The sequence below is a fragment of the Brevibacterium antiquum genome (assembly GCF_016107655.1).
Taxonomy (GTDB): Bacteria; Actinomycetota; Actinomycetes; order Actinomycetales; family Brevibacteriaceae; genus Brevibacterium; species Brevibacterium antiquum.
This window is the reverse complement of record NZ_JABASX010000003.1, coordinates 11,915-31,386: the sequence shown is the minus strand read 5'-3', so window position 1 is coordinate 31,386 and position 19,472 is coordinate 11,915. Positions and strand designations below refer to the sequence as shown.

The 19,472-nt window shown below is 62.1% G+C and carries 15 protein-coding genes; 9 read left to right on the top strand and 6 right to left on the bottom strand.

Annotated features, from left to right (window positions below):
- Nucleotides 1-134: 134 nt before the first annotated feature.
- Together lpdA and sucB are read left to right on the top strand one after the other, a co-directional pair.
- The gene (gene lpdA / locus JFC13_RS05605) at nucleotides 135-1,523 is read left to right on the top strand and encodes a dihydrolipoyl dehydrogenase (protein ID WP_198396135.1); all 1,389 of its coding nucleotides are present in this window, start codon (nucleotides 135-137) and stop codon (nucleotides 1,521-1,523) included.
- Between the two features lie 20 nt (nucleotides 1,524-1,543).
- Complete coding sequence (gene sucB, locus JFC13_RS05600) at nucleotides 1,544-3,397, top strand: 2-oxoglutarate dehydrogenase, E2 component, dihydrolipoamide succinyltransferase (protein ID WP_198396134.1); 1,854 nt, start codon at nucleotides 1,544-1,546, stop codon at nucleotides 3,395-3,397.
- A gap of 109 nt (nucleotides 3,398-3,506) precedes the next feature.
- Here the strand turns inward: sucB and JFC13_RS05595 are convergent, their stop codons facing one another.
- A complete protein-coding gene (locus tag JFC13_RS05595) occupies nucleotides 3,507-4,955 on the bottom strand; it encodes a serine/threonine-protein kinase (RefSeq protein WP_198396133.1) in 1,449 nt (482 codons plus the stop codon).
- Between the two features lie 178 nt (nucleotides 4,956-5,133).
- Between JFC13_RS05595 and lipB the strand changes: the two genes are divergently transcribed.
- From lipB to JFC13_RS05580, 3 genes are read left to right on the top strand one after another with little or no spacing between them, the layout of a single operon-like run.
- Nucleotides 5,134-5,772, top strand: a complete 639-nt coding sequence (lipB, locus tag JFC13_RS05590) for a lipoyl(octanoyl) transferase LipB (RefSeq protein ID WP_198396132.1) — start codon at nucleotides 5,134-5,136, stop codon at nucleotides 5,770-5,772.
- A gap of 9 nt (nucleotides 5,773-5,781) precedes the next feature.
- Nucleotides 5,782-6,834 carry a lipoyl synthase gene (gene lipA, locus JFC13_RS05585; protein WP_198396131.1) on the top strand — a complete coding sequence of 351 codons (1,053 nt, stop codon included), beginning with the start codon at nucleotides 5,782-5,784 and terminating at the stop codon, nucleotides 6,832-6,834.
- Nucleotides 6,835-6,889: 55 nt separating this feature from the next.
- A complete protein-coding gene (locus tag JFC13_RS05580; protein ID WP_198396130.1) occupies nucleotides 6,890-7,621 on the top strand; it encodes a DUF4191 domain-containing protein in 732 nt (243 codons plus the stop codon).
- Nucleotides 7,622-7,771: 150 nt separating this feature from the next.
- Here JFC13_RS05580 and JFC13_RS19810 read toward each other — a convergent pair whose 3' ends face one another.
- Complete coding sequence (locus JFC13_RS19810) at nucleotides 7,772-8,212, bottom strand: RDD family protein (RefSeq protein WP_198396129.1); 441 nt, start codon at nucleotides 8,210-8,212, stop codon at nucleotides 7,772-7,774.
- Between the two features lie 143 nt (nucleotides 8,213-8,355).
- Between JFC13_RS19810 and glnA (JFC13_RS05570) the strand changes: the two genes are divergently transcribed.
- Nucleotides 8,356-9,780: a type I glutamate--ammonia ligase gene (gene glnA, locus JFC13_RS05570; protein WP_092108435.1), complete on the top strand. Its 1,425-nt coding sequence runs from the start codon at nucleotides 8,356-8,358 to the stop codon at nucleotides 9,778-9,780.
- A gap of 158 nt (nucleotides 9,781-9,938) precedes the next feature.
- Nucleotides 9,939-11,408, top strand: coding sequence for a mycothione reductase (locus JFC13_RS05565; RefSeq protein WP_198396128.1), 1,470 nt, complete (start codon nucleotides 9,939-9,941; stop codon nucleotides 11,406-11,408).
- A gap of 9 nt (nucleotides 11,409-11,417) precedes the next feature.
- Here JFC13_RS05565 and JFC13_RS05560 read toward each other — a convergent pair whose 3' ends face one another.
- From JFC13_RS05560 to JFC13_RS05550, 3 genes are read right to left on the bottom strand one after another with little or no spacing between them, the layout of a single operon-like run.
- Nucleotides 11,418-14,459: a bifunctional [glutamine synthetase] adenylyltransferase/[glutamine synthetase]-adenylyl-L-tyrosine phosphorylase gene (locus tag JFC13_RS05560; protein WP_198396127.1), complete on the bottom strand. Its 3,042-nt coding sequence runs from the start codon at nucleotides 14,457-14,459 to the stop codon at nucleotides 11,418-11,420.
- Between the two features lie 4 nt (nucleotides 14,460-14,463).
- Entirely contained in the window at nucleotides 14,464-15,822 is a 1,359-nt protein-coding gene (gene glnA / locus JFC13_RS05555; RefSeq protein WP_198396126.1) for a type I glutamate--ammonia ligase, read from the bottom strand.
- Nucleotides 15,823-15,825: 3 nt separating this feature from the next.
- Complete coding sequence (locus JFC13_RS05550; protein WP_198396125.1) at nucleotides 15,826-16,029, bottom strand: hypothetical protein; 204 nt, start codon at nucleotides 16,027-16,029, stop codon at nucleotides 15,826-15,828.
- Between the two features lie 340 nt (nucleotides 16,030-16,369).
- On the opposite strand from JFC13_RS05550, the gene ald reads away from it, so the two are divergent.
- Complete coding sequence (ald, locus tag JFC13_RS05545; protein WP_198396124.1) at nucleotides 16,370-17,488, top strand: alanine dehydrogenase; 1,119 nt, start codon at nucleotides 16,370-16,372, stop codon at nucleotides 17,486-17,488.
- A 187-nt stretch (nucleotides 17,489-17,675) separates the two neighbouring features.
- On the opposite strand, the gene JFC13_RS05540 is transcribed toward ald, so the two are convergent.
- On the bottom strand, nucleotides 17,676-18,401 hold the full coding sequence (locus JFC13_RS05540) for a FadR/GntR family transcriptional regulator (protein WP_198396123.1): 726 nt from the start codon (nucleotides 18,399-18,401) through the stop codon (nucleotides 17,676-17,678).
- A 165-nt stretch (nucleotides 18,402-18,566) separates the two neighbouring features.
- On the opposite strand from JFC13_RS05540, the gene map reads away from it, so the two are divergent.
- Nucleotides 18,567-19,472, top strand: a complete 906-nt coding sequence (gene map, locus JFC13_RS05535) for a type I methionyl aminopeptidase (RefSeq protein WP_198396122.1) — start codon at nucleotides 18,567-18,569, stop codon at nucleotides 19,470-19,472.

Here is a 19,472-nt window from a genome sequence, read left to right as displayed (position 1 = left end):
CTGTCGATCTTGACGTGATCATCACCACCTGTGTCCAAACAGACAGCGTGTGCTTTCGCCCTTGGCGAGAAAAGTGGAAAGATAGAAGGAAAGCTGCGTAAGGCAGGCTTATTCACAGCTACGAGGAGTAATCCGTGAGTGACTCATTGACCTACGACCTTGTCGTTCTGGGCGGCGGAACCGGCGGCTATGCTGCCGCGCTGCGTGCTGCAGAGCTCGACATGAAGGTTGCTTTGATCGAACGCGACAAGGTTGGCGGCACATGCTTGCACCGCGGTTGTGTTCCGACGAAGGCGCTTCTGCATGCTGCAGAAGTCGCCGACACAGCGAAGGAATCGTCCAACTTCGGCATTGAGGTGGATTTCAAGGGCATCGACATCGACAAAGTTCTCGACTACAAGAACAATGTCATTTCCCGTAACTACAAAGGCCTGCAGGGTCTGGTCAAGGCACGTGGAATCGACACGTACTTCGGCACCGGCAAGCTCGTCGGCAAGGATACGGTCGAGGTCGAGGGTGAAGACGGCAAGCACACCGTCACCGGCACCAACGTTCTCCTGTCAACGGGGTCGACGTCGAAAACCATCGGCCTCGACATCACCGAGCGTGTGATCACAAGCACCGAAGCTCTCGAGCTCGACAAGGTCCCCGGCTCGGCGATCGTTCTCGGCGGCGGCGTCATCGGCGTCGAGTTCGCCAGCGTGTGGTCGTCGTTCGGTGCCGAGGTCACCATCGTTGAGGGACTCAAGCACCTCGTGGCCAACGAGGACGAGACGATCTCGAAGAACCTCGAACGTGCCTTCAAGAAGCGCAAGATCGGCTTCAAGCTCGGCACCATGTTCAAGGGCGTCGAAGAGACCGCCGACGGAGTCAAGGTGACTCTCGAAGACGGTTCGGTCCTCGAAGCCGAGTACCTTCTCGTAGCTGTCGGCCGTGGCCCGGTCACCGACGGCTTCGGCTTCGAAGAGCAGGGCATCCCCATGGACCGCGGATTCGTCCTGGCCAACGAGCGACTCCACACCGGCGTCGGCAACATCTACGCCTGCGGCGACATCGTTCCCGGCCTGCAGCTGGCCCACCGTGCCTTCGGTCAGGGAATCTTCATCGCCGAGGAGATCGCTGGACTCAACCCGGTTCCTGTCCTGGAATCCGGTATTCCTCGCGTGACCTACTGCGAACCCGAGATCTTCTCTGTCGGACTCTCGTCCAAGCAGGCCGAGGAGCAGTATGGAGCCGACAGCGTCGAATCCATCGAATACAACCTGGGTGGCAACGGCAAGTCCGTGATCCTGAATACCACGGGTCTGATCAAGGTCATCCGTGAGAAGGACGGGCCCGTCGTCGGCGTCCACGGCATTGGCGCTCGACTGAGCGAACAGGCAGGCGAAGCCCAACTGATTGTCAACTGGGAGGCATTCCCAGAGGAAGTTGCGCAACTCATTCACGCTCACCCGACGCAGAATGAAGCACTCGGCGAGGCCCACCTGGCCCTTGCCGGCAAACCCCTGCACTTCCACTCTTAAGATCCGAGGAGACGAAAGACATGTCGAATTCCGTGCAGATGCCGGCTCTCGGTGAGTCGGTGACCGAAGGAACAGTCACCCGCTGGCTGAAATCCGTCGGTGAAGAAATCGAAGTAGACGAGCCGTTGCTCGAAGTGTCGACCGACAAGGTCGACACGGAGATCCCCAGCCCGTACGCAGGTGTCCTGGAGAAGATCTTGGCCGACGAGGACGATGTCGTCGAAGTCGGTGGAGACCTTGCCTACATCGGCGACGGCAGCGGATCCGATTCCGCAGACTCGACCGAGGCGGAGGACACGTCCGATGAGGACTCCTCTGAAGCAGCCGAGGAATCCGAGCCCGCAGCGGCAGAGGAAGCCGAGGAGCCAGCCTCTGACTCCGCAGACGAATCAGCTGCTGAAGCACCGGCCTCATCGGGTTCCGAAGGCGAGGGCACGGAGATCACCATGCCAGCGCTGGGCGAGTCCGTGACCGAAGGCACCGTTACTCGCTGGCTCAAAGAGGTCGGCGAAGAGGTTGAGGTCGACGAACCTCTGCTCGAGGTGTCCACCGACAAGGTCGACACCGAGGTCCCCTCCCCCGTGGCAGGCACAGTTCAGGCACACCTGGCCGAAGAGGACGAGACCGTTGAGGTCGGCGCACCGTTGGCTCGCGTCGGCTCAGGCGCTCCCGCCTCCTCCGACTCGGGATCCTCCGATTCGGAGTCGGCTGAGGCAGATTCTTCCGCCGCTGAAGAGGAAGCTCCGGCCGAAAAGCCTGAGGAAGCACCTGCCGAGGAGCCAGAGGAAGAAGCACCTGCCGAGGACGAGAAGTCCGCACCCGCAGAAGAAGCACCGAAGCAGGAGACCTCTGCCCCGGCCGCTTCGAAGCCTGCCGCGGCGAAGTCCGAGAGCTCGGCATCTGCTCCCGCCGCTGCTGACACCGTTGGTGAGAATGCCGCATATGTGACTCCTCTCGTGCGCCGTCTGGCACGCGATGAGGGAGTCGATCTGAGCTCGGTCACCGGCACCGGTGTGGGCGGACGCATCCGTAAGCAGGACGTCGCCGCCGCGGCCGCTAATCGTGGTTCGGCAACGTCGGGTTCGGCAGCTCCGGCAGCTGGCGGTGCGAAGGCACCGTTCAAGCTCGAGATTCCCGAAGAGGCCGCGAAGCTTCGTGGCACCACGGAGAAGGCTTCGCGAATCCGGCAGACGATTGCCAAGCGGATGAGCGAGTCCCTCGAAGTATCGGCTCAGCTGACCCAGGTGGTCGAGGTCGATATGACTCAGGTCGTGAAACTGCGCAAGGCCAACAAAGAAGCCTTCCAGTCAAAGCACGGCTCGAAGCTGACCTACCTGCCGTTCTTCGGAAAGGCCGTCGTCGAGGCGCTCAAGCAGCACCCGAAGGTCAACGCACAGTACGATCTGGAATCTCAGCAGATCACGTACTTCGATCATGAGCATCTGGCGATCGCGGTGGACACTCCTCGTGGCCTCCTCGTGCCTGTGATCAAGGACGCTGGCGACCTGAGCATCGCTGGGATCTCGAAGGCCATCGACGATGTCGCGGACAGGACTCGCAACAACAAGATCATGCCTGATGAGCTTTCGGGTGGAACGTTCACCATCACCAATATCGGTTCGGTGGGAGCTCTGTTCGATACTCCGATCATCAACCAGCCGCAGATGGGCATTCTGGGCACGGGTACGATCGTGCGACGTCCGATCGTCGTCAAGACTGCAGACGGGGAAGAGTCCATCGCAATCCGCGACATGGTCTACCTGCCGTTGACCTACAACCACCAGTTGGTTGACGGTGCGGATGCAGGACGATTCCTGCAGACGATCAAGGCACGTCTGGAAGAAGGCAACTTCGAGGCGGATCTCGATCTCTGATATGTTCCAGGATCAGTTTCTGCGGTGAGTCGCCAGATTCTCCAGGGAAATGGGACGGCCGGTCACTGATGTGGCCGGCTTTTCTCATGCCTTCAGGCCTCTCCCCCAATCAGCCGGCGATCTCCGTGACTGCGAGAATCTTCCAACCGCTGCCATGAGGCACCAACTCGAACTCGACGTGGGTGGGTTCGAACCCTGACTTCTTCCCTTCGGCCGTGACGCTCGTCGACATGCGGGCCTGGACCAGGATGTGGTGGTCCGACTGCTCTCTGACGACCGGATCATCCAACTCGATGGCGTAGTCATTGCCGACGAAGGCATGGAGGTCGAGCAGCTCATCGGCTGCTGCAGCTGATGAGTCGGGGACGGTCAGTGCCGCCAAAGCCTGCTCATCACCGGCGCTCAACGCCTCTGAGCGCTTGAGACAGAGGTCATCCAGCAGCGCAAGAATCTGGCTGTCCGACATCCTCCCGGGATGTTTGTCCGGCTCACTCGTTCCCGGCACTGAGCTCTCTGCCGAAGACGGGCCCGTGCCCTCTGGCGAACTCACCGAGGCTGCACTTCCCTCCGTACTCCACGACCTGACCAGGACGACCCCGCCGAGGATCGTCACGAGAATTGCAAGGAGAGCCCAAGCTCGCGGCCCGGTCGTCAGCTTCTGTGGCCGTCGTTCCATAGTCTGCAGCCGATCCAGCAGACTGCGACAGCCCTCACCGAACGTCGATGACAGACGAGTCAGCACGTTCGGACTCGCTCGGCCTCGGCGATGTCCCCGTCCTCGCCGACGATCACCTTCGCGGCTGGCTGCCCGCAGCCGTCCTGCGGCGCCTGTGGCCTCGGATCGACGTGACGCCTTCGCAGCATGGGGCGAACGCACAGGCGTAGGTGACCTGGCGGCACGCAATCGCGCCGTCAGGGCCTGTCCGGGGTCGAGGTCGGGTTCAGCAGGCAACAGCGGGAGCGCACTGGCGGCCCCGGTTCGACGCAGTGCCGCGCTGACCTCGTCAAAGGTGTCGTTGAGACTGGAAACGGCGCACGAGTCGTCCAGCAGCTTTGCCACCAATGTCTGCAACGGCTGGGAACAGCCGGCCAGCGCGACGGAAACCGGAAGGGGACTCTGCTCCCACGGACGACCGTGCGCCGCGTGGTAGATCATCTCTCCGACCGAGACCCGAGTCGAAGCCGGCGATGTCCGGCTGATTCCGGGAATGATCCGGGGGTGTCCATCGGCATCGAGGCCGATGCTCTCAAGGCAGAGACGGGATTGCGCATCGCTGCTCCCCCGCAGCTCGTCGACGATGCCGAGGAAGAGCGTGCTCAACTCCCCTTCCACCAGCCCCTGATAGGAACGGACAGCGTCGAGGACGAGGCCGCCTGCAAGTGGTTCCACGAGGAGAAGCGAGGTGCGGCCGGTAGGCAGATCGACCTCGGCGATGCCGAGAGCGTCCGGGTGATCTGCGTCGAAGCCGCCATGGGCGACTCCCCAGAGCGTCTGTCCCTGAACATTCACCAGTCGATGGATGTCATCAGAGACTGGTGCTTGGAGTTCCCACGTCATTGTTCGTCATCTCCGTCGATGGATTACGCGGCAGTTATAGTGCTATATGATCGTGTTTGACACTATTTAATAGTGTTTGATATCTCGGTGTATGTCAATAGGGTTCGCGCACCCAGAGGTGTCGAGGCTCATCTTCAATGAAATTGAACCCCCGCGACAAGAGACATAGTCTGGAGGCATGCCTCTGGTCACAGAAACACTGGGCTTCGCACCCGTCTACTCGGACTACCTGCGAACCTGGGACTTGCAGAAGAAGTATCACGAAGAAGTGCTTGCTGGGGATCGCAGCTCAACGATTCTCCTGCTCGAACACCCGCCGGTCTACACTGCCGGAAAACGCACAGAAGACCACGAGCGGCCGACCGACGGCACAGAGGTCGTCGATGTCGACCGTGGAGGGAAGATCACCTGGCATGGACCGGGTCAGCTCGTCGCCTACCTCGTGTACAAGCTCAACGACACCAAAGAGGTCAGACTGTTCGTCTCTCAGCTCGAGGATTCGATGATCGAACTCCTCGCTGAATACGACATCGAAGCCACGACCGTCGAGGGACGCGCGGGTGTTTGGATCCTCGGAGACGGAACCCGCCGTGACCGGAAGATCGGCGCAATCGGCATCCGCATCCACGAAGGCGTGACCATGCACGGTCTGGCACTGAACTGCAGCAATGACCTCGCTGCCTACGAATCGATCATCGCCTGCGGGATCGCGGACGCCGACACCACGACCATGAGTGCAGAACTCGGCCGAAGCGTGACACCTGAGGATGTCGCGAGCCGCCTTGACGAGATCCTGCACCACCACATCACAGCCTAGGAGAATGACGTGACCATAGCGCCAGAAGGCCGTCGCATGCTCCGTGTCGAAGCACGGAACTCAGAGACGCCGATCGAAGACAAACCAGCCTGGATCAAGGCAAAGGCCCATATCGGCCCCGAATACACGTCTTTGAAATCACTGGTTCGCAAGCAGGAGCTGCACACTGTCTGCGAGGAAGCCGGCTGCCCCAATATCTTCGAGTGCTGGGAAGATCGCGAAGCGACGTTCCTCATCGGTGGCGAACAGTGCACACGACGCTGTGACTTCTGTCAGATCGATACAGGCAAGCCTGCCGACTTCGATGCCGATGAACCTCGCCGTGTTGCAGCCTCCGTCGGAGAGATGGGCCTGCGTTACTCGACGATCACCGGAGTTGCCCGCGACGACCTCGACGACGGGGGTGCATGGCTGTATGCCGAGACCGTACGTCAGATCCACAATCTCGACAGCACCGATGGAAGCGGTACGGGCGTCGAACTCCTCATCCCTGACTTCAACGCTGAACCCGATCAGCTGGCCGAGGTCTTCTCCTCGCGTCCGGAGGTGCTGGCTCACAATGTTGAGACTGTCCCCCGCATCTTCAAGCGGATCCGACCGGCCTTCCGCTACGAGCGGTCCCTGTCCGTGATCACCCAGGCGCGCGACGCCGGCCTCATCACGAAGTCCAACCTCATGCTGGGCATGGGTGAGACGAACGACGAGATCATCGAGACTCTGCGCGACCTGCACGAGGCTGGGTGCGATCTCATCACGATCAACCAGTACCTGAGGCCCTCACCGCGCCACCATCCCGTCACTCGGTGGGTCAAGCCGGCCGACTTCGTGATGCTGCGCGATGCCGCACAGGACATCGGATTCTCAGGCGTCATGTCCGGCCCCCTGGTGCGTTCCTCGTACCGTGCCGGCCGCCTGTGGGCGACCGCGATGCGCCATCGTGGGGAGCAGATCCCCGCCCACCTGTCCCACCTTGACAAGCACACTCCTGCCAAGCAGGAGGCTCAGGCCGTCGTGGATACATTCGGTCCGGGCGAAGAGGTAGACTTGACTGCTGAGCAATGAGAGCGCTTGAGGCCCGGCCTCGACGCCGATACGCCATTCAAGAGCAAGTGAGAGCATGAGCGAAGAACCGCGCAAGGGACTATTCCGCCGGAAGCCCAAAGACCCGAACAAGAAGCCAGGGCGTCTGGCGCAGATGAAGCAGGTCTACGAACTGTCGGCCAAGCACAACAAGGCCACCCCGTGGCTGTTGGCCGCGGCGATCCTCGGCTGTACGCTCATCGGCCTGCTGGCCGGACTTCTGTTCGGCGGAGCGATCTTCACAACGATCCTCGGCTTCATGGTGGGTCTGCTGCTCGGCATGTTCATGCTCGGCCGATTTGCCGAAACCGCAGCTTTCGCACAGATGGACGGACAGCCCGGAGCCTTCGGTGCCGTCCTCAACACCGCCCGCCGCGGTTACCTGATGGACGACAAGCCGATCGCCATCGACCCGAAGAGCCGCGACCTCGTTTTCCGCTCGACCGGCCGTGCGGGTGTCGTTCTGCTCAGCGAAGGACCGAAAGGTCGCAGCGCGAAGCTGCTGGCCAAGGAGCGCAAGCGCCACGAGCGCATTCTGCCCAATGTCCCGGTTCACACGTTCCAGGGAGGCAACGAGGACGGCCAGCTGAAGATGAAGCAGGTCGTGCCGGCCGTGCAGAAGCTTCCGCGCAAGCTGAATAAGAACGAGGTGCTTGCCGTGCGCAATCGCCTCGCCGCTCTCGGCACTCAGGGGACTCGTCCTCCGATCCCGAAGGGCATCGACCCGAACAAGGCTCGCCCCAACCACAAGGCGATGCGCGGACGCTGATCCCTGCGGTCGCACACCGACGCAATACAGCAGTCGCAGTAGAAGCAGTGGGGCACCGACTCGATCGAGTCGGTGCCCCACTGCTCTGCAGTTTCGCGTCTGTACGAACAGCTCTCAGCCAAGACGACCGGTACTCAACCGGGAAATGCCTCAGCGTTTGAGAATGAGTGTGCCGGCAGCCAGATCATGGAGACCGCGATTGTCGCGGTTGAAGATCAGCGCGGGAATGACGAGGACGACCAGAGCAGTGCGGATGAGTGCTTTGAGGAACCCCGGCACATGACCGTCCAGGCGACGGACCTCGATGCCGAAGATCCTGTGTCCGATCGTGTATCCGAGAGTGGACACGAGCAGGAAGTGTTCCAGTGCGAAGAGACCCGGAGCCAGGAACGGATTGGACGAGCCGATCAGGTTTGCGATGGCCAGGCACAAGAACCAATCCACCAGGAGCCCCAGCAGTCTGCGCCAGGCGGGAGCGAGTGAATGTGAGCCGGTCTCCGGCAATCCCAGGCGCCTGCCCGGCCAATCGCCGTCTTCTCGCTCAATCTTGGGTCCTTCGAGCCAGGATCCGAGGTCATCACGATTAATCACGGACCCAGTTTACCCAAATCGAACCTGGACGAACCCTCAGGAAACATGCCCGAAACATGGACGTCATCAGCACTTCACCTGCTTGCAACTAAGATTGGGAATGGTCAAGACAAACGACCACCATAATCTAACTAGGAGACTAAGTGTTCTCGTCTGCTGAAGAACTCGTCAACTACATCTCGGAGAACGACGTCAAGTTCGTTGATGTCCGTTTCTGCGACCTCCCCGGTGTCGTCCAGCATTTCAACCTTCCTGCAGCCTCGTACGGCACGGAAGAGATCACCGAAGGTCTGCTCTTCGACGGTTCCTCAATCACGGGCTTCCAGGGCATCCACGAGTCGGACATGAAGCTGCTCGCCGATGTCTCATCGGCCTACATCGACCCTTTCCGTGAGGCCAAGACCTTGGTCATCACGCACTCGATCGTCGATCCCTTCACCGATGAGCCCTACTCTCGGGACCCTCGCCAGGTTGCGGCCAAGGCCGAGGCCTACCTCGAGAGCACCGGCATCGCCGACACCGTCTTCTTCGGCGCTGAGGCGGAGTTCTACCTCTTCGACTCCATCCGCTACCAGAACACCCCGGGCAGCAGCTTCTATACGATCGACTCCGAGGAAGCTGCCTGGAACACGGGCGAAGACGAGCCCGGCGGCAACCTCGGCTACAAGACCCCGTTCAAGGGCGGTTACTTCCCCGTCTCCCCCCAGGATAAGTTCGCCGACATCCGCGATCAGATGTCGCTGACGCTGGAGCAGATCGGCTTCGAGATGGAGCGGGCCCACCATGAGGTCGGCACCGCAGGACAGCAGGAGATCAACTACAAGTTCAAGACCCTGCAGCATGCAGGTGATCAGCTCCTCGACTTCAAATACGTGATCAAGAACACGGCCTATGAACTCGGCAAGTCGGCCACCTTCATGCCCAAGCCGCTCTTCGATGACAACGGTTCGGGCATGCACTGCCACCAGTCGCTGTGGAAGAACGGTGAGCCGCTGTTCTATGACGAGAACGGCTATGGCGGGCTCTCCGATCTGGCTCGCTGGTACATCGGCGGCCTCATCGAACATGCCGGCGCAGTGCTGGCCTTCACCAACCCGACGATCAACTCGTACCGTCGCCTCGTGCCCGGATACGAAGCTCCCGTCAACCTGGTCTACTCGGCTCGCAACCGCTCCGCCGCGATTCGCATCCCGGTCACCGGCAGCTCGCCGAAAGCCAAGCGCCTCGAGTTCCGCGTGCCGGACCCGTCGACCAACCCTTACCTGGCCTTCTCAGCCCAGCTGATGGCCGGCCTCGACGGAATCCGCAATCGCATCGAGCCCCCGGAGCCCATCGACAAGGACCTCTACGAGCTCCCACCAGAGGAAGCCAAGGACATCAAGCTGGTTCCCGGCTCCCTCGATGAGGCGCTCATCGAGCTCGAGAAGGACCACGACTTCCTCACCGCGGGCGACGTCTTCACCTCCGACCTGATCGAGACGTGGATTCGGATCAAGCGTGAGAACGAGATCGACGTTGCACGTCTGCGTCCGACGCCGACAGAATTCGAGCTCTACTACGCACTCTGAGCCACAGTCCTAGGGTTCGCGGACTGCTGCAAGGCGTATGTGACAGCAGCTGCAGGGAATACAGTGGGGGGCGTCACGGGTTGTCACCCGTGGCGCCCTTCAGCGCTTCTGACCAGGGCGGCTTTCTATGGTGACCACAACTGACACAGGGATGGACAATGACGCATTTCGATCTCCTTCTGATCGGCACAGGCTCGGGGAACATGTTCCTCGACGACCGATTCTCCGGCCTCAACGTGGCGATTGCTGAGGAGTGGCACTTCGGCGGAACCTGCCTCAACGTCGGGTGCATTCCGACGAAGATGTTCGTCTATCCCGCCACGATCGCCGAACAGGCTGCCGACGCGAAGCACTACAACCTCTCTACGGAGTTCAACAGCGTCGACTGGCCGGCGCTGCAGAAGCGGATCTTCGACCGTGTCGACGCCATCGAAGCCGGAGGCCGGGACTACCGCAGCGGCGATCGCCAACCGAATGTCACTGTTCTGGCAGAACACGTTCACTTCACTGGTACCAAGACGGTGCGCACCGCCTCGGGTCAGGAGATCACTGCCGATCGCATCGTCATCGCGGCCGGCGCCTCCCCTGTCATCCCCGCAGCCGAAGGCCTGGATCCGCAGCGTGTGGACACAGACGGCTATCCCGTGTTCACGTCGAACTCGATCATGCGCATCCCTGAGAAGCCAGAACGGCTGGTCATCATCGGATCCGGCATCATCGCAATGGAGTTCGCCCACGTCTTCGCCGGGTTCGGCACCGAGGTGACGGTGATCGCACGTGGCCCCCGCCTGCTCGGCAACATCGATGAGGAAGTCTCACAGGAGTTCACGGACCTCTTCGAACGCACCCATACGGTTCACCGCGGAGCCGAGGTCGCCTCATACAGTTTCGACGACGACCAGGTGTCGGTGACTCTGAAGGCAAGCGGCCGCCTCGGCGATGTCGATCTTCCCTCGCAGATAGACGCGGATGCGGTTCTCATCGCCACCGGACGGACGCCGAACACCACGGGTCTGAATGTGGTCGAAGCCGGCTTCGACATTCTCGATGATGCGCGTCTCAGCGTCGATTCACGCCAGCGTGTCCTCGCCCACGGGCAGCCGGTCCCCGGCGTGTTCGCCCTCGGCGACATCAGCTCCCCACACCAGCTCAAACACGTCGCCAATCACGAGGCCGATGTCGTCGGTGACAATCTCGCCGTCGACGTGACGGCCGGAGAGCCGGGCAGCGCCGCCGAGGCGGATCTGCGGGAGGTCAACCATCACGCGGTTCCCGGTGCTGTGTTCACCTCACCTCAGGTTGCCTACGTCGGTATCACAGAGGATGAGGCCCGGCAGGCCGGTCACGATATCAGTGTGAAGGTGCAGAAGTACTCCGACGTGGCGTACGGCTGGGCGATGGCCGATGACCCCGGCATCGTGAAGCTCATCGCGGATACGTCGACGCATCAGATCCTGGGCGCCCACATCGTCGGTCACGAAGCGTCGATGATCGTCCAGCCGCTGATCCAGGCGATGGCGTTCGGACAGCGTGCTGACGAAGTGGCAAAGCGGCAGTACTGGATTCATCCGGCTCTGCCCGAAGTCGTTGAGAACGCACTCTTGGGCCTCGAATTCGATGGGGCCTGACCGCGCTTCTCAGAAGCCGTAGAAGTGCTCTTCCATGATGTTCCTGGCATGGCGGGTGGTGCGCAGATAGTCGTCTTCGAGTTCGTGACCGCCGCCCGCCGGATATCCGAGCAGTCGGGCCGTGGCCTCCAGCTCGAAGTGCTCCTCCGGCAGCGATTGGGCTGTGCGTCCCCGATACAGCATGACCGCTGATCGCACATCTGTCGCCAATTGCCATGCGGCCGCGAGCTCTTCGGCATCATCCGTGGGGATGAGCCCTTCTTCGGCTGCGACACGGAGAGCTGCCAGCGTCGAGGTTGTCCGCAGGCCGGGAATCTGGTGGGCGTGCTGGAGCTGCAGGAGCTGGACCGTCCACTCGACGTCGGAGAGACTGCCCCGACCCAGTTTGAGGTGTCGCCGCTTGTCCGCATTGCGAGGCAGACGCTCATCCTCCATCCGCGCTTTGAGCGTGCGGACCTGGGTCAGCGCCTTCGTCGTCATCTCCACCGGATACCGCAGCGGATCGATGAGTTCGATGAAGTCCTCAATGAGGCCGGAGTCACCGGCGACCGGACGAGCTCTCAGCAGCGCCTGTGCCTCCCAGGGCTGAGACCACTTCGCATAGTAGGCCCGGTAGGACGACAGGGCTCGGACCAGCGGCCCGTTCTTACCCTCAGGCCGCAGATCCGCATCGAGATCGATGCCCTGGGCAGCGTCGCTGGCTTTGAGCCGGCTGCCGAGACCGAGTGCGAGCTTGTTGACGTGCTTGCTCAGCTTTGCCTTGTCCTCGGCCCCGAGCTCCTCACCGACAGAGCGGTAGACGAACGTCACGTCGGCATCGGAGAAGTAGCCGATCTCGTTTCCGCCCCACCGGCCCATTGCGATGATCGCGAACTCGTACGGTGGCGTCTCAGGCTGGTCGATGTCCATGCGGACGGCCTGCAGGGCGCCCCTGACTGCCAGATCCATCAGTGCCGAAAGGTCACCGGGGACCGTCGCCCGGTCCCCGACATCGAGGACGTCACGCAGAGCGATGCGCAGGAGCTCACGGCTGTAGGTCTCACGGATCGGTGTGATCGCAGATGCCGCATGTCGTTTGAGGAGGCCTCCGACTTCGGCCTCGAGGGCCTTCGGATCGCGGGGTGTGAGGTTGTCGAAGTTGTCCAACCAGGCGACCGCGGCGGGTTGGCGCAGCAGCAGTTCACTGGCATAGCCGGACAGCGAGAGCACGTCGGCCACCGACTTCGCGGCCAGACCGGAATCACGGAGCATCTTGAGGAACCAGCCGGAGGATGACAGCGAGTCTGTGAGCCGGCGAAAGGCCAGGAGCGCGGCATCGGGGCTGACTCCGTCGGAGAACCAGTCCAGCAGCGCCGGCAGCACCTGTTTGATGACGAGTGCCGTGCGTGACATGCCGGAAGTCAGCGCCTTGATGTGGGACAAAGCGCCTTGCGGGTCGCGATAGCCGAAGGCTTGGAGGCGGTCGGCGGCAGCCTGCATGCTGCTGCCCCGGTTGTGGGCGTCGACGACGGCACCGTGCACTCCGACAGCCGCGTCGAGGATGGGTCGGTAGAAGATCTGATCGTGGAGACGGGTGACCTGCTTCGCATAGTCCTTGCGGGTCTCTTCCAGCCGGGATCCGCTTCGTGAGCCGGAGGTGAAGACCGATCGCGAGAGGATGCGCAGCTTCTCGTCGTCGTCGGGAATGAGTGCATTGCGCAGCATCCGCGGAATCTGGACTCTGTGTTCGACCACACGCATAAACCGGTAGGCGGCGGAGAAGACGAAGGCATCCTCTTTTCCGATGTACCCGTGCTCGCCCAGCTCCTCCAGAGCCACGAGCGTGTTCGGTGTGCGGATCTCCTCGTCCGTGCGACCGTGGACCAGCTGGAGCAGCTGTGCGGAGAACTCCACATCGCGCAGTCCTCCACGTCCCAGCTTGATCTGCCTGGGCGCCTCGGCGGCAGGGATGAGGTCGACCACGCGACGGCGCATCGAGCGGATGCCGTCGATGAACCCCTGCCGGCTGGCGGCCTCCCATACAAGTGGCAGGAGCGTCTCGACGAATTCCTCGCCCACCCCGACGTCACCGGCCACTGGCCGAGCCTTGAGGAGAGCCTGGAACTCCCAGTTCTTCGCGATGTCCGCATAGTAGCGGACGAATTCCGACATCGTGCGCACCAGTGCCCCGGCCTTGCCCTCGGGACGCAGCGCCGTGTCGACCTCCCACAGTGCAGGCTCCGCGCCAGCGTCGGCGAGGATGCCGCGCATCCTTTGGGCAACCTCCGTGGCGAGATCGCGCTGCTCATCAGTCGTCGACGAATCGACGACGAAGACCACATCGACGTCGGAGACGTAGTTGAGCTCGCGCGCCCCGGTCTTGCCCAGTGCGATCACAGCGATGCGAACCGTGCCCTGAGGATCGAGCTCTGCCCTGGCGATGGCCAGAGCCGCATCCATGGCAGCAGCCGCCAGGTCCGAGAGCACGGCCATCACATGATCGACGATCTCCTCGGGCGCCTCGGCAACGAGATCATCGGCGACCAGCCGCAGCTGTGCATCGCGATAGGTGCGACGGAGATCTTTGATCGCCTCCTCGCCTCGGTGGTCCGCCGTGGGTGCCGGATCATCAGGATCGGCTCCCACACTGGCCAGCAGATCGTTGCGCAACGATGCCGCCGAGGCTGCTGGGGTGGAGATCATCAGGAACGGTGACCGCTCCACCAGCTGCGGCAGAGACTCCGGATGCCGCACAAGGTGGTCGACCATCGCCTCGGATGTGCCCATGACTGCGAGCACCCGTCGCAGCAGAGCGCGGTCGATCTCATCCTCGGCGAGATCTGCCTCGGTCCCCGAACGGATGGCATCGAGGAACTGCGGCGCAGACTCGCCTGCGGCCTCCAGGACCCGCAGCAGACCCAGGGCGGCCGCGTGCGGATCCGGGGTCGCCTCGAGGAGATCGATGAAGCGTGAGTCGGTGGCCAGGGGGTGGCCGAGGAGTTCATTGATCTCGTCGAGGAAACGAGCGGCTGACTCGGTGACGACCGAGGTGCGCGAAGTGATCCGGGCCATGAGACTACATTGAGGTGAAGTGTTTGCTGAGCTCGTACGGAGTGACCTGAGCGCGGTAGTCGTTCCATTCCTGCCGTTTATTGCGCAGGAAGAAGTCGAAGACCTCTTCGCCCAGCGTCTCCGCGACGAGATCGGACTGCTCCATGATCTCAAGGGCGTGGGACAGGCTGGAGGGCAGAGCTTGGATTCCCATCGCACGGCGCTCGGTGTCCGAGAGCTGCCACACGTTGTCCTCGGCCTCCTCAGGCAGCTCGTAGTCTTCTTCGATGCCCTTCAGCCCGGCCGCGAGCATGAGGGCATAGGACAGGTACGGGTTGGCAGAGGAGTCAAGAGCCCGGTATTCGATGCGCGCGGAGGAGGACTTCCCCGAGTTGTACTGCGGCACGCGGATCAGGGCCGAACGATTCCGGTGTCCCCAGGAGATGTATGACGGGGCTTCGTGACCTGTCCACAGACGCTTGTACGAGTTCACGTGCTGATTCGTCACCGCAGTGATCTCTGCTGCGTGGGTGAGGAGGCCGGCGATGAACTGCTTGCCGCTCTTCGACAGCTGATACATGGCTCCGGGCTCGAAGAAGGCGTTGTTCTCCCCCTCGAAGAGTGAGACATGGGTATGCATTCCGCTGCCCGGATGATCGTTGAGCGGCTTGGGCATGAAGGATGCGTAGACGCCCTGAGAGATCGCGACTTCCTTGATCACCGATCGGAAGGTCATGATGTTGTCGGCCATGGTCAGCGCATCGGCGTAGCGCAGGTCGATCTCGTTCTGCCCTGGGCCGGCCTCATGATGGGAGAACTCGACGGACAGTCCCATGGCTTCAAGCATGGTGACTGCGGAGCGGCGGAAGTCGTTGGCGGTGCCGCCGTTGACATGGTCGAAGTAGCCGGCAGTGTCGACGGGGATGGGCCTGGTTCCTTCGAGGATGCCGGTGCCGGGATCGAGGTTGTCGGTCTTGAACAGGTAGAACTCGATCTCCGGGTGAACATAGAAGGAGAAACCCTTCTCCGCGGCCTTCGCCAGCGTCCGTTTGAGAACGTTGCGCGGATCAGCCTGGGCCGGCTCTCCCCCGGGCACGTGGATATCGCAGAACATCCTCCCGGTGGGTTCCTTCTCGCCACGCCACGGCAGCAGCGAGAACGTTGAGGGATCGGGCTTGAGGACCATATCGGCCTCATAGACTCGTGAGAGCCCCTCGACGGCGGACCCGTCGAAGCCGATTCCCTCGGAGAATGCTCCTTCGAGCTCTGCCGGAACCACTGCGACCGACTTCAGCCCGCCGAGGACGTCGGTGAACCACAGGCGGATGAAGCGGACTTCACGGTCTTCAACGGTGCGAAGAACGAATTCTTCCTGACGCGACATTCCTCAGCCGTTCCACTTCTTGTCGTCTTCTTCCCACTCTTCGTTGCGGGCCTGGGCCCGCTCGAGGGCGGATCGAGCCACTTCCTCTGTCTCGTAGGGGCCCATGCGGTGGTCCGCATCGCTGACCAGGCCACGCTCAACCGAGTTGGTCTTCAGATTGAAGTAGTACTTCGAATCGGCATCGTCGATATCTTTGAACAGTCCCATGTCGAACCCTTCATCGTGGGTGTGGTGAATCCCTGACAGATTTCAGCTTACCGGTTCTGCCCGTCGCCGCCAGGACCTCACCGCACGACTTCGCTCGCACACGCCTGTGACGTGCAAAAAATGGACCGCTTCCGTGTCTGAACGCGACAAAATATGGTTTTCCGTGCCCGTGTGGTCGATATTCCACCGAATCCGCAGACAATTGCACGAATCCTGCCGATAAAGGTTTGCCCTGCAGACCTTCAACGGAATACAGTGGAATGTATCCTCAGCCACAGTTCGACCTGGCTGGAACTGCCCATGGGCCAACATCATGGGGCAACATGAGAGAAGGAAAGTTATGCGCATTTCAGTGCCCACAGAGGTCAAGAACAACGAGTTCCGCGTCGCCATCACCGCTGCCGGTGTCCACGAGCTCGTTTCACACGGACATGAAGTCACGGTTCAGGCTGGCGCCGGAGTAGGGTCATTCATCACCGATGATGAGTACACCGAGGCTGGTGCCGCCATCGCTGCGGACGCGGCATCCACCTGGGCCGCCGGGGACATGGTCCTCAAGGTCAAAGAACCCATCGCCGAAGAATACGGTTTCCTCCGCAAGGACCTGATCCTCTTCACCTATCTGCACCTGGCCGCCGATGAAGCGCTGACTCAGGCACTGATGAGTGCGGGGACCACCGCGATCGCCTACGAGACGGTTGCGCCCGATGGAGGAGGCCTGCCGCTGCTGGCACCGATGAGTGAGATCGCCGGGCGGCTGTCAACGCAGGTCGGTGCCCACAGTCTGCTCAAGGCTTCGGGCGGTCGCGGCATCCTGCTCTCAGGCGTCCCCGGTGTCGAACGGGCAAATGTCGTCGTCATCGGCGCAGGAGTCGCCGGCACCAACGCCGCTCGTATGGCCCTGGGCCTGGGTGCTGCCGTCGAAGTCATCGACATCAACATTCCCCGCCTGCGTCAGATCGATGAGACCTTTGCCGGTGCGATCGCGACGAAGGTCTCGAACAAATACGAGATCACGAAGTCCCTGGCCTCTGCCGACCTGGTCATCGGTTCGGTGCTCATCCCCGGCAAGAAGGCACCGAAGCTCGTCACCGACGAGATGGTCGCGGGTATGAAGCCGGGCTCGGTGCTCGTCGACATCGCCATCGACCAGGGCGGGTGCTTCGAGAACTCGAGGCCCACCACCCACGATGATCCCACCTTCGAGGTGCACAATTCGATCTACTACTGCGTGGCGAACATGCCCGGTGCGGTGCCCAATACGGCCACGGCGGCACTGACGAACGCGACTCTGCCGTTTGCGGTCAAGATCGCCAACCAGGGATGGCACGCAGCCTTGTCGAAGGACTCGGGCCTGGCTCGTGGACTCAATATCCACAATGGTCACGTCACCAACGACAACGTTGCCGAGGCCTTCGGTCTCGAGGCCGTCTCCGTCGAGCACGCCTTGGCGAACTGAGCGCACGAGTTCGGGTGAACCTCGACTGAAACACAGATGCGCAAGGCCGACACCCTTTGTCCTGGTGTCGGCCTTCCGCCTTGTCCCAGGGCGGTACTGATTGCTTCAGAGCGGTCCTGATTGTTTCAGGGCAGTCCTGTACGCGTGGGAGCCGGGCGCAGGAAGCCGCGGCGGAACCGGAATGAGCTCAGCTGGCCGGCGGCATCGTCGTCGACCGGAAGTGCTCCTCGCACAGCTGGCCGGCGGCCTGCGCATCCTGGTCGGCGATCGCCTCGACGATGGCTGCGTGATCGGCCACCGCATGGTCGAAGAGCTTGTGGGAGAAGGGGTCGTGGCGGAAGCCTGCGTTGATCCTGGTGTCGATGTCGATGGCCATGCGTACGAGCTCGGGATTGTGCCCGGCTCGAGCGATGGCGAAGTGGAACTGTGCATCAGCTGTTCGGGCCACACCTGCCTCGGCGCGTTCAGAGTACCTCTGTGCCAACTCCCGGAGCTCCGTGAGCTCGTCCTCGGTTCGCCGCAGAGCCGCAGTCGCGGCCAGACTGTTCTGGAAGATCGCACGGGCATCGAGAAGATTTCTGCGTTCGGCATGGAACTCACCGATGCGACCGGCCATCGGGGCCAGAGCCGTCGGTTCCGCGCTGGACACGAAAGTTCCGCCGCCGCGCCCACGCCGCCGTTCGACGACTCCGAGACGCTCCAGCCGCAGCAGTGCCGCCCGCACACTCGAGCGTGAGACCTGAAGATCGGCGGCAAGGGCTCGTTCACCGGGCAGCAGTGTGCCCTCGGGAAGCGCGCCCACAGCGATGCCGGAGAGGATGTGGTCAGCGATCTGCTGGGGTGCGCTCGTCAGACTCACCACATCGCTGAGACCGGAGAACTCGGGACCGACCGGGGCAGTCTGCTCGTTCATCATTTCCCCTTCCGTTGCATCTCGTCCATTGTGGCAACCTGTCGTCGCACACGCAGGCGACAATACCTGTCTCCATTCTAATTCCACTCCGATGGCCCCCCTCGCACCGACAGGCAGCGCAATTGTGGAACATCTGGGCTCAACCGCTCTAGAATCGGAGTCACCATGACTGATACGCCTCGCCTGCTCACGCCCGGAACCATCTCTCCTGAACTGGGTGTCCCCCAGAACATCACCCGACCTGAATACGTCGGCCGCGCCGATGCCGACGAAGGCAGGGGCAGCAACTTCTACTCCGCCGAGGAGATCGAAAAGGTCCGCGCGGCGGGCAGGATCGCAGCGAACGCGCTGGCCGTTGTCGGTGACATGATCGAACCCGGAGTGACCACCGATGCGATCGACCGAGTCGCCCATGAGTACATCTGCGACCACGGTGCCTATCCTTCGACTCTGGGCTATCGCGGGTTCCCGAAGTCCGTGTGCACGTCGCTCAACGAGGTGATCTGTCACGGCATCCCCGACTCGACGGTCATCGCCGATGGGGACATCGTCAACGTCGACATCACCGCCTACATCGACGGCATGCACGGAGACACGAACTACACCTTCTATGCCGGCGAGGTCGATGACGAGTCCCGTCTGCTCGTGGAGCGGACGTGGGAGGCCACGATGCGCGGAATCAAAGCCGTCAAACCGGGCCGCGAGATCAACGTCATCGGTCGAGTCATCGAGAAGTATGCCAAGCGCTTCGACTACGGAGTCGTCCGTGACTACAGCGGACACGGCGTCGGCCGCGAGTTCCACACCGGCCTCATCGTTCCCCACTACGACGCCGCGCCCGCCCACGCCGAGGTGATGGAACCGGGAATGATCTTCACCATCGAACCGATGCTCAACCTCGGAACCGTCGACTGGGACGTCTGGGACGACGCCTGGACAGTGGTCACCAAGGACCGGAAGCGTTCCGCCCAGTTCGAACACACACTTGTCGTCACCGAGACCGGTGCCGATATCCTCACCCTCCCCGATGCCGATGCAGCCATCGCAGCAGGACCGAATCGACAGGACTGA